Source organism: Roseburia sp. (genome assembly GCF_041325975.1).
Classification (GTDB): domain Bacteria; phylum Bacillota; class Clostridia; order Lachnospirales; family Lachnospiraceae; genus Roseburia; species Roseburia rectibacter.
Genome location: NZ_JBGLEJ010000003.1, coordinates 121,767 through 132,878, shown reverse-complemented (window position 1 = coordinate 132,878; position 11,112 = coordinate 121,767). Strand labels below are relative to the sequence as shown.

Below are 11,112 nucleotides of genomic sequence, written 5' to 3'. Positions count from 1 at the left end.
AATTTAAGGAGGCAGTGTATGAAAGCAAGAAACAAAAGATTGATGTCGCTGCTTATGTGTGCAATGCTGGTAACGTCATTAGACGGTGGAGTATCCACAGTATATGCGGAAGAAACCACGGCAACAGAGTACATAGCAGAGGAAACTGTTGGAAATTCTGCAGATATCGCATTTGAATCAACAGAGGTGGAAACAGAAGAAGCTGCAGAAACAGAAGAAAACACAGAAACAAAAGAAAACACAGAAACAGAAGAAGCTGCAGAAACAGAAGAAAACACAGAAACAGAAGAAGCTGCAGAAACAGAAGAAAACACAGAAACAAAAGAAAACACAGAAACAAAAGAAGTTGTGTACGAATCAACAGGAGTGGAAGTAGAAGAGGAAACAATCACAACAGAAGCTGTGGCGCAAACAGAAGAAACTGGGAAGATAGAAAACTTAAAAGTGAGCGGGGCTGCTTATACTTTGAGTGTACAGTCTGGAGAGGATATTACAGATGAGCTAAGTACGGCGCTGAAATCTTACAAAAACATTGTTATTCCAGCAGGAACATATACATGTAAAAAGATAAATATGTCTGGTATTTCGGGAATTACGATCACTGCTACAGGTGCTGTAATTCAGGCAATTGCAGCTGCTGATGATGCAATTTTGTTTACGGCAAATGGACAGTCTGCAAATGGTATCACTGTCATAGGGGGAACTTGGCAGGGAAGCAGCAAAGCACCAATATTCAGATTTTATGGAAAAAATAAAAATATCAATTTAAAAGATCTTACTGTTACTGGTGGTAAAGATTGTGGTATTCGTATGAAAGACGCAACAGGTGTAACACTTGATAATGTTACCATAAGCAGCAACAGTTCCTATGGTATTAATCTGGATACAATGGCAAACATAACCATTAATGGTGGAACAGTAACAGAAAATGGTGATGTTGGAATTCGTCTGGCATCTTGTAGTGTGATAAAAATTTCTAAAACAGACATCAATAATAACAAAAAATCAGGTATTGGTGTTGAGAGTCTGAAGAAAGAACTAACAATAGATAATGCTGCAATAAACGGAAATGGTGACTATGGTGTTAATATCAATGCCAGCAAGAATGTTGCAGTAACAGAAAATACAACGATTAGTGCTAATAAAAATTGTGGAATTCGTATTGCGGGAAGCGAGGAGGTAAGTGTAAAGAATGCTGTGATCAGCAAAAATGCTAAAAGTGGTATTGCAGTGACTTCCTCAAAGAAAATTACAATCAGTGATGCGACTGTTAACAATAATGGAACTGACAGCCGGGATTATGGAATAAATCTGAATGGCGTTGATACTGCAACAGTAACCAATGTGACAGCAAGCAGTAATTCCAGTCATGGTCTGCTTATTACTACATCAAAAGGAATTAATGTATCTGGATCAACATTCAATACAAGTGCTGGTGGATATGGCATTTACTGCAATGATAAGACAGAGGCTGTATTTAACAATGTGATCTGTCAGCAGAATTATTGGAGCGGTATGTCAATGAGCGACATTGGCACAAAAGTTACGGTAACAGGCGGAGAATATAGTAAAAATGGAACGAGACCTGACGTGAAAGAGGATGATGATACCACATGTGCTGGAATAGGAGCATACAATGGTGCTACATTGACGGCTACGAATGTGGTGTGCAAAAACAACCATGGTTGTGGTATCGCTTTAACGGGAACAAAAGACAAGGTTGTTACGTCATATCTTTATGGTGTTACATTGAATGATAATGGGGATCATGGATTAGGTTGTCGTCCGTATGCAAATATTACAATTTCAAAGAGCAGTTCGGGAACAAAGAATAAGCTGAACAATAATAAAAATCATGGTATCTTATTAAATGATCATTGTACAATTGTTAGTATGGATAATGTGACTTGTGCAAAAAATAAAAAAGCAGGAATATCTGTCGCTGTGAAATCCACAGTCAAGAGTATGTCTAGCTGCAATTTCTATGAGAACAAAGAAGATGGAATCCATTTGTCGGACAGTGCTGCTGCTTCAATTAAAAAAACAAAAGTATATTCTAATGGTGGTGCAGGAATTGGTGTATATTCAAAGAGCACATTGACACTGAATGCATCCAATAATGTGTATAAGAATAGAACTTATGGACTGGTTGCGGAAGCTGCAACGGTAAAAAGCGTGAAGTCAAACAGCTTTAAGGAAAATAAGAAGGCTGGTATTGCAGTAAGAAGTGGTGCTAAGATTAATTCTATTAAGAATACAACATCATCGGGAAATGGTACATATGGTGTGTACGTAGCAAAAAAGTCCAGTGCAGTATTAACAGGCTGTACGGTTGAGTCAAATAAACAGGATGGTATACGTGCAACAGATTCTAAAACAAATATTACCGTAAAGAATTGTAAGGTCAATAAAAATAAGCAGAATGGTGTTATTGTTACAAGTAAAGCAAAGTTAAAAGAATTATCAAGAACAACAATTAATAAAAATAAAAAGCATGGTCTTGTGATTCAGAATAAGGCAACGACAGGAACTGTTAAGAAAAACAAGATTTCCGGAAATTCAAAATACCAGATTTATGTCAATAGAGCATCTACGTCTGTAAAAAAGAAAAAATAAGGGCATTGATGTCATCAAAACGAAATGTAATATGGAATAATAAGGTATCTTATGATATGATATCATAAGGAACGATAAAGCACTTAAGGCGATTTGTCCCAAGTGCTTTATTGTTGTATAAGTATAAAAATATAATCCTCAGACAAAAGAAAATGGGAGAAAGCGAATGTCGGACAAACAGTTTAAAATATCAGTAGTAATACCGATTTATAATGTGGAATTATATGTAGCTGAGACAATCGAATCAGTAATAAAACAGGATATCGGTTTTGAAGAAAATGTTCAGATTGTGTTAGTGGATGATGGAAGTCCGGATGGGTCGCGCCAGATCTGTGAAGAATATGCAAAGCGTTATCCACAAAACATTCAGTATGTGTATCAGAAAAATGCCGGAGTCAGTGTTGCAAGAAATACCGGCATGGACTATGTAAAAGGAAAGTATGTGAATTTTCTGGATTCGGATGACAAGTGGAGTCCTGATGCATTCTCCAAAGTATATGATTTTTTTGAGAAACATGAGGAAGGGATCAACCTTGTATGTTGTAAACAGGAATTTTTTGAGGCAAAGACAGGGATGCACCGGCTTTCAAGAGGTGATAAATATGCAGTGTCACGTGTGATCAATATATTGGATGATTACCAATATACACAGTTTCATATTACAGCTTCTTTTGTGAAAAGTGATACAATGCGTCTGACAATGTTTGATCCGGAACTGAAGTATGGGGAAGATGCAGTTTATGTAATGGAACAGATATTAGATAAGCACAAATATGGTGTTGTGTCAGAACCTACACATTATTACCGCAAGAGAGCAAATAATAGTTCTGCGATTCAGGGAAAAGAAAAAGCATTGGATTGGTATCAGATCACACCGCAGAGATTTTATAAAAAATTGATGGATATTTCGATTGAAAAATGGGGAAGTGTGATTCCATTTGTACAGTATGCGGTATGTTATGATCTGCAATGGCGTCTTAATGACAGAATACATATGGTTCTGGATGAAAAAGAACAGGAAAAATATATCAGTGAATTGCAAAATCTCCTTGAATACTGTGAGGACGATATTGTTTTAAAACAGCGCGATATTAATCTGAAAAAGAAATTGTTCTTATTGTCATTAAAATATAATGAGGATATATCAAAGCAGGTTGTATGTAGTAATTCAAAATTATTTTTTCATAATGTGCAGATATTCAATCTGCAAAAAAATGCGTTGTTCAGAGTTGACGTTATTAAGATATCAGATCATATGCTTTGTTTAAGTGGAAAAATTGATTTTAAGTATACAGAAGAATTAGAGTTTTATTTTATGGACGACAAAGGTCAAAAATACCCTGTTAAATTGATAAAATTAGAGACAGAAGAAGGAAAAATCTGGAATAGAAAGGTTACAGATATCTATTATTATGATATGCAGATTGATATAAGCAGAATCAAATGGATAGAGGTCAGAGCTGTATTTCAGGGAGAATTCTGCTTTACTCCCCAAATTGTCTGCGGAAAATTCTCTAAGTTTTATAACAAAGAGATGGAATCAGACTATTTTGTGCAGGAAAATTATTTGTTAACAAAAGATTTGTATAGGATTCATATACAAGAATGCAATAAAGCGTTGGTAAGAAAACAGGAAAAATACTTTTGCGAAGAATTAAATAATTTAGAAATTGATGATGAAACAAAAAAAGAAATCTTATGGTATCGCAAAAAATATTTCATGACACGAAAATTTCACCGAAAGAAAATCTGGATGATTTCGGATCGCATCAATGTAGCAGGAGATAATGGAGAAGCATTTTTTCGGTATCTGGCGAAAAAACGTCCGTCAGATGTTGACTTTTATTTTGTCATATCTGATAAATCAAAGGATTATACACGGATCAGAAAAATAGGAAAGGTGATCCCATATGGCTCAAAAAAATGTAAATTATATACATTGCTTGCGGATAAGATTATATCTTCACAGGGGGAGGATAATATCGTAAATCCGTTTTACGGTATGAAACGGTATTTAGGAAACCTGTTTCATTACGACTATGTTTTTTTGCAGCATGGGATTATCAAAGATGATCTTTCTACATGGCTGAATAAATCGAATAAGAATATTAATCTGTTTATTACTTCTGCAAAGCCGGAATATCAGTCTATTCTAGATTATCCATATATGTATGGAAAAGATGTTATAAAGCTGACAGGACTTCCTAGATATGATACTTTGGTGCAGGATATTCCATGTGAAAAAAAGATCGTGTTTATGCCAACCTGGCGGGCTGGACTTGCAATCCAGATGGATCCGGTTACCGGAATGAGACCGTATAATCCGGCATTTCAGAATTCAGAATATTGCAAATTCTATAACAGGCTTATCAATGATGAACGCATAAAAAAAGCCTTAAAGGAAAATGGATATAAAGGTAAATTCTGTGTACATACCAATAATATTGCAAATGCTTCGGATTTTTGCGGAAATGAAGTGATAGAGGTGTCAGCAGATATAGTAGATTATCAAAAAGAGTTCAGGGAAAATGCTCTGTTGATTACGGATTATTCCAGTGTAGCATATGATTTTGCATATTTGAAAAAGCCGGTTATTTATGCACAGCCAGACAAGGAAGAATTTTTTGCAGAACAAATATATGATAGGGGATACTGGGATTATGAACAGATGGGATTTGGACCGGTATGCTGTGACTATGAGAGCACTGTTAATGTGATTATAGAGGCTGTCAGAAGCGGGTGCATGTTAGAAAAAGAATATTTAAATCGAATTGAGTCATTTTATTTTGCGCTTGATCAGAATAATTGTGAACGTGTGTATCAGGCAATAAGGGAAATTGGAAAGTAGAGGAAGAAGAATGGCATATAAATTTTCTGTGATAGTGGAGCTGGTAAAAAATAAAAAGAAATTAAAGCAGACTTTGAACTCTTTAAAAGGACAGACTCTGGATTTTAATAGTGAGATACAGGTGATTCTTTTGGCAGACAGCAGAGTAGAAAAAGAGTATCTGCAGTTTTGCACAGAGTTTGCCGCTTCTTTTAGCGAAAATGTTTTACTTTTAGGCAGATTGGATTTTTCACAGGTACAGGGGACGTGGATAAGCTGTCTGCAGGAAGGACAGGAATGGTCTCCTTTGGCATTTGAAACAGTTGTACGGATGGAACAGGAGTCCATAGATCCAATAGATTTTGCACTTGAGAAATATAAAGAAGAAACAGCGGAAAATGAGACAGAAAATAGTGTTGAATTTGTATTAAATCAGATGTGGAAATTCCAAGGTGAACTTGGAAAATACATCTTTTCCAGACATTATGATAAGGAAGTTGAAAAAATCGTTCTGGCAAATGAAAAAATAGAGGTTATGCATCAGCTTGCGTTAATTACGACGAAAGCAGAGTATATGATCGTTCTTGAAAAGGAGCGGCTTACAGGAAAAAAAATATATAAGGAAAAGCAAAAAGAGTGGTACTTTAAACAGCTGCCGGATTTTGGAATGGAAATACAGAGGCTAAAGGCAGATGCTTCTAAAGCACGCAGGGAACAATTGGATCTTATATATATGACGCAGTTAGCAGAATCTATGAAGGATAAGGTTGAAAACATCTTGTCTGAAGAAGAAATCAGAAGATACGAATTATGGCTACAGGAAGCCTTAGAAAAGATAGATGACGCAGTCATTAATCGTGCAAATATGAATGCGGCAACCAGACGGTATGCATTTTCATTAAAAGATGGTGAGGATATTGCTGGTAAAGTCGTATGCAGAAATGGAAAATTTTATTATAAAAATATGCTTTTTTTTGATATAAAAAATGCAGAAACTTTTATCATGCACGCAGATGAATCAGATAATCACAAAATCATAGGGGTTAGTTATCATCCATTGCAGGAAAATCAAATAATATTCTATCTGACAGATGGTGAGAAAGAGTATCCATTTGTATACAAAGAAAAGGGCGAAAAAGTATATCGGTGTTTGAATCATGTTGAGAGGCAGGAACGGATATATGAATGTATCCTGCCGGCAGAGATAGATCCGTCAATACTATATGTAGAATGTATCTATATGGGAAAGTATGTTACGAACCTGTCGAAATAGGTAATGTTTTATAGGGGGTTCGTATATTGATTCAGGGAAAAGGATTTACAAGATGGTAATAGACACTCTTAGAAAGAGTATATCATATGGATTGTTATTAATTTCAATTGTCATATATTCCGCTGGAAATAGAACGGCAGGAGATTATGTTTTTAAAGGAGCGGTAGCTGCTTTATGTATATCCGTTATAATCGCACTTGTCAGCAAAACATATAAAAAAAAGACCATAAAAGAAACGTGGCAGCTGACAATCGTATATATTTATGGTATTAGTTTTTATATTTTTGCTTTAATTTCCGATGTGACGAATAAAGAGCGCTATAAATTGATCGTGATAGAAGCATTTCTTCTGATATTACAGGGTTGCTGGATAGGACTGTCAATTTGGACAAATGGTAAAATAAAAAAGAAAATCCGGTGGAGCAGAGGAAAGATATATCTGCCGCTTGTGGTAATTGCTTGTGTCTTTGCCGGCATGATTTATATTCAGTCGAAAGAGATGTATCGATGGGATTCTCTGGATTATGCACAGCAGGTGCTCGCAATGGCACAACAGTTTGACTTTACGTTAAGTAGTCTGCAAGTTATCAATTATGGTCACATTTCTATGGGATTTGCAGCAGTATATGAGTATGGCTATTTTATTTTTCGGGGAAATGTTAATTGTTTAATATGGATAAATTTAATTCTGGGAATGTTAACAGGTATTTCTGTTTATGTTATCCTGAGGGAGACATATCCGAGAAGAAAAAGTTATTATCTGGTTCTTGCGACATGTATGGTTGTGGTTATGCCCCTTTATTATGGAGTGAATGGTGCGATTTCTACCGACTATATTATGACCAATTTTTTTATATATTTTTTGCTGGCTCATAAAAAAAATTACAAGTTTATGCAGTTTGTAACGGCATTTATTATGGTCATGACCAAAGAAACGGCAGTAGTGCTTTTGGGGGCTTTTAGTTTTTGCTATCTTTTTCTGGAAATGACGGAACAAAGAACAGAACCAAAATATAAAATTATATTGGAAAAAGGAATCTCTTTTTTGCCTGTTATTTTATGGGGGGTTATTCTCTTTACAAAGCAAAATTCAATGTGGTTAGACAGGAAAAGAATTTTGGATGTAAAGGTTTTAGGAACAGGGATTGTTTTTTTCATATTTGGATTGTTGATTTTATTTCTGGTATATAGAAAGTGGAATGAAAATACTGCTAAATTACTACAATATACAATCCTTGGGATCATTATTGCAGGTATGATATTTTCAATATTATATCCTAAGGTAGAGGCTACATATGGACCGATGGAAAAACTTAATTCAATTGGATTCCTTGGGATAGATTATATCGCATTAAGGTTAAAAAATTTATTTCTTTTGAATTTCCAGTGGGTTTATTGGTGTATTATAGTCATTTTTTTATGGATAGATATAAAAAGGGTGGGCAGGATATGGAAAAATAAATATGTGATATCATTAAGTATGGCGGTTTTAATGTTTGTGATTGTTCATTGCATTTACCTGACATATACGCATCCGAGATATTATCAGCCGATTGTTCTGTTAATAGGAATGTATGCAGCGATATTATTGCTGGCATACAGAAAGATGGTGGCAAGAAATGCGATGATAATTACGGCAATGCTGTCGTTTTGCCAGAATTTTGTCGGACTTGATCTGGTTTCCCAATATGCATACGCAACAGTTGATACAGGAAATGGATCTTTGCTGACAACTTCATATTGTAAAAAAGAATTACCATATTCAGATGCATGTGTATATAATTTTCAATATACTTATCTGAATCAGTTGCTTTTGCAATTTGTACAGGATGTCAGACCGGGAGAAAAGACATTATTTATTATGGAGGATGTTACTTATCCATATTCTAATGGAAAACGTGCAAAATATGCGGTCTGGGGATTACTCTGGTATTCAGAATATGCAGGCAAGATTTACTTTGATGGTGCAAATCTGAATAATTTTAAGCAGGATGGGGATGTCAAAGTAAGAGTAAAAACATTTAACAGTGAAAATACGATGGATCTGTCACGATACAATAGAGTATATTATATTAAAATTCCAGAGAAGACGGATGAAGAAAAAACGACACAATGGTTTCTGGAAAATTACAAAATTGAAAAATATCGTACTTATAAAATAATGAATTGGGAAATGGATACGTATGCAGTTTATGGTACTAAATGATAAAATTGTGTCGTAAAGCGGAGGAAATATATGAAAGTAGTAATTCTGGCTGGTGGATATGGTACAAGAATCAGTGAAGAGAGCCATTTAAAACCAAAGCCAATGATTGAGATTGGGGAAAAGCCTATTTTATGGCATATCATGAAAGAATATTCTTTTTATGGATTTAATGAGTTTATAATCTGCTGCGGATACAAGCAGCATGTGATTAAAGAATGGTTTGCAGATTATTATTTACATAACAGTGATGTTACATTTGATTTTTCAGCGGATAACCGCATGACAGTTCACAATAATGTTGCAGAACCGTGGAAAGTAACTCTGGTTGATACTGGATTAGATACCATGACAGGTGGACGAATCAAAAGAGTGCAGCGTTATATTGGAGATGAATCATTTATGATGACCTATGGAGATGGGGTTTCTGATATCAATATGAATGAGCTCCTTGAATTTCATAAAGCGCATGGAAAAATAGCAACGATTACTGCAGTATCATTGGAGCAGCGTTTTGGAGTGCTTGACATTGCAGAAGATGACAGTGTTATTTCTTTCAGGGAAAAACGAAAAGCGGACAGTAACCGGATCAATGTCGGATATATGGTATTAGAACCGGAAATTTTTGACTATATTGAAGGGGATGAGACTGTTTTTGAAAAAGATCCTCTGGAGAGACTCGCAGCGGAACGCCAGATTACTGCTTATAAATATGATGGTTTCTGGCAGTGCATGGATACAAAACGTGAAATGGACAAGTTAAACGAGATGTGGGCATCTGGCAATGCACCATGGAAAGTATGGAAATAAAATCAGAAAAACGATGATAGATATAGAAGGCGGAGAAGAATTATGTTTGAAAATATGAATGAACAGCAGGCAAGAGATGCGATTCTTAAGAGTGTGAAAGAATATTGTGATTTGTATCATAAAAAGCCTGATTATAAGGAAGGCGACAGAATACCGTATGCGTCCCGTGTGTATGATTCACATGAGATGGTAAATCTGGTTGACAGCGCACTGGAATTCTGGTTGACAGCAGGACGTTATGCAGAGCAGTTTGAAACAGAATTTGCAAGATATCTGAATGTGAAATACTGTTTACTGGTAAATTCCGGATCATCTGCGAATCTTCTGGCATTTATGGCATTAACCTCTCCACTTCTTAAGGAGCGTCAGATCAAAAGAGGGGATGAAGTCATTACGGTCGCAGCAGGATTTCCTACTACCGTAACCCCTATAATACAGTATGGAGCAGTACCGGTATTTGTAGATGTCACGATACCGGAGTATAATATTGATGTCACGATGCTTGAGAAAGCAGTATCGGAAAAAACAAAGGCAGTCATGATCGCACATACACTTGGAAATCCATTTAATTTAAAAGCCGTAAAAGATTTTTGTAAAAAATATGATCTGTGGCTTGTTGAAGATAACTGTGATGCATTGGGAAGTACCTATGAGATTGATGGAGAAGTAAAAATGACTGGGACAGTAGGAGATATCGGAACATCAAGTTTTTACCCGCCACACCATATGACGATGGGAGAAGGTGGAGCTGTATATACAGATAATCCGCTGCTTCATAAAATAATCCGTTCGTTCAGGGACTGGGGAAGAGACTGCGTATGCCCGTCAGGAAAAGACAATCTTTGTGGACACAGATTTGACCGTCAGTATGGAGAATTACCATTGGGGTACGATCATAAATATGTTTATTCACATTTTGGTTATAACCTGAAAGCAACTGATATGCAGGCAGCAGTGGGATGTGCGCAGCTGGAAAAATTTCCTTCTTTTGTGAAACGCAGAATCTATAATTTTAATCGTCTGTATGAAAAACTTCAGGTGGTATCGGATAAGCTGATCCTTCCACAGGCAACAGAACATGCGGTGCCGAGCTGGTTTGGTTTTATTGTTACATGCAAAGAGGGTGTGGATCGAAATAAGGTCGTACCTTATATCGAAGAAAAAGGTGTTCAGACAAGAATGCTTTTTGCAGGTAACCTGACAAAGCATCCATGCTTTGATGGGATGAGAAGAAATCAGAGCGGATATCGTGTGGTAGGCGATCTTACTGTGACAGATACGATTATGGAGAACTCATTCTGGGTTGGAGTATATCCGGGAATGACAGATGAAATGATCGATTATATGGCAAAAACGATGATTGAGGCTGTAGAGGAATAAGTT

At 36.0% G+C, this 11,112-nt stretch carries 6 protein-coding genes; all 6 read left to right on the top strand.

The window, feature by feature from the left end; all coding sequences use genetic code 11:
• The first annotated feature begins 18 nt into the window (after window positions 1–18).
• Window positions 19–2,616, top strand: a complete 2,598-nt coding sequence (locus tag ACDD58_RS00975; protein WP_370775131.1) for a right-handed parallel beta-helix repeat-containing protein — start codon at window positions 19–21, stop codon at window positions 2,614–2,616.
• Window positions 2,617–2,782: 166 nt separating this feature from the next.
• The gene (locus ACDD58_RS00970; RefSeq protein ID WP_370775128.1) at window positions 2,783–5,464 is read left to right on the top strand and encodes a CDP-glycerol glycerophosphotransferase family protein; all 2,682 of its coding nucleotides are present in this window, start codon (window positions 2,783–2,785) and stop codon (window positions 5,462–5,464) included.
• A 10-nt stretch (window positions 5,465–5,474) separates the two neighbouring features.
• On the top strand, window positions 5,475–6,716 hold the full coding sequence (locus tag ACDD58_RS00965) for a hypothetical protein (protein ID WP_370775126.1): 1,242 nt from the start codon (window positions 5,475–5,477) through the stop codon (window positions 6,714–6,716).
• A 91-nt stretch (window positions 6,717–6,807) separates the two neighbouring features.
• A complete protein-coding gene (locus ACDD58_RS00960) occupies window positions 6,808–8,922 on the top strand; it encodes an ArnT family glycosyltransferase (protein ID WP_370775123.1) in 2,115 nt (704 codons plus the stop codon).
• 30 nt (window positions 8,923–8,952) lie between these two features.
• Window positions 8,953–9,729 carry a glucose-1-phosphate cytidylyltransferase gene (rfbF, locus tag ACDD58_RS00955; RefSeq protein ID WP_370775121.1) on the top strand — a complete coding sequence of 259 codons (777 nt, stop codon included), beginning with the start codon at window positions 8,953–8,955 and terminating at the stop codon, window positions 9,727–9,729.
• A 42-nt stretch (window positions 9,730–9,771) separates the two neighbouring features.
• Entirely contained in the window at window positions 9,772–11,109 is a 1,338-nt protein-coding gene (rfbH, locus tag ACDD58_RS00950; protein WP_370775119.1) for a lipopolysaccharide biosynthesis protein RfbH, read from the top strand.
• The last annotated feature ends 3 nt before the right edge of the window (window positions 11,110–11,112 follow it).

Bases quoted from the DNA above. Each gene is read 5' to 3' on its own strand.
- rfbH (WP_370775119.1), top strand. From the start codon at position 9,772: ATGTTTGAAAATATGAATGAACAGCAGGCAAGAGATGCGATTCTTAAG.
- rfbF (WP_370775121.1), top strand. From the start codon at position 8,953: ATGAAAGTAGTAATTCTGGCTGGTGGATATGGTACAAGAATCAGTGAA.
- ACDD58_RS00965 (WP_370775126.1), top strand. From the start codon at position 5,475: ATGGCATATAAATTTTCTGTGATAGTGGAGCTGGTAAAAAATAAAAAG.
- ACDD58_RS00970 (WP_370775128.1), top strand. From the start codon at position 2,783: ATGTCGGACAAACAGTTTAAAATATCAGTAGTAATACCGATTTATAAT.
- ACDD58_RS00975 (WP_370775131.1), top strand. From the start codon at position 19: ATGAAAGCAAGAAACAAAAGATTGATGTCGCTGCTTATGTGTGCAATG.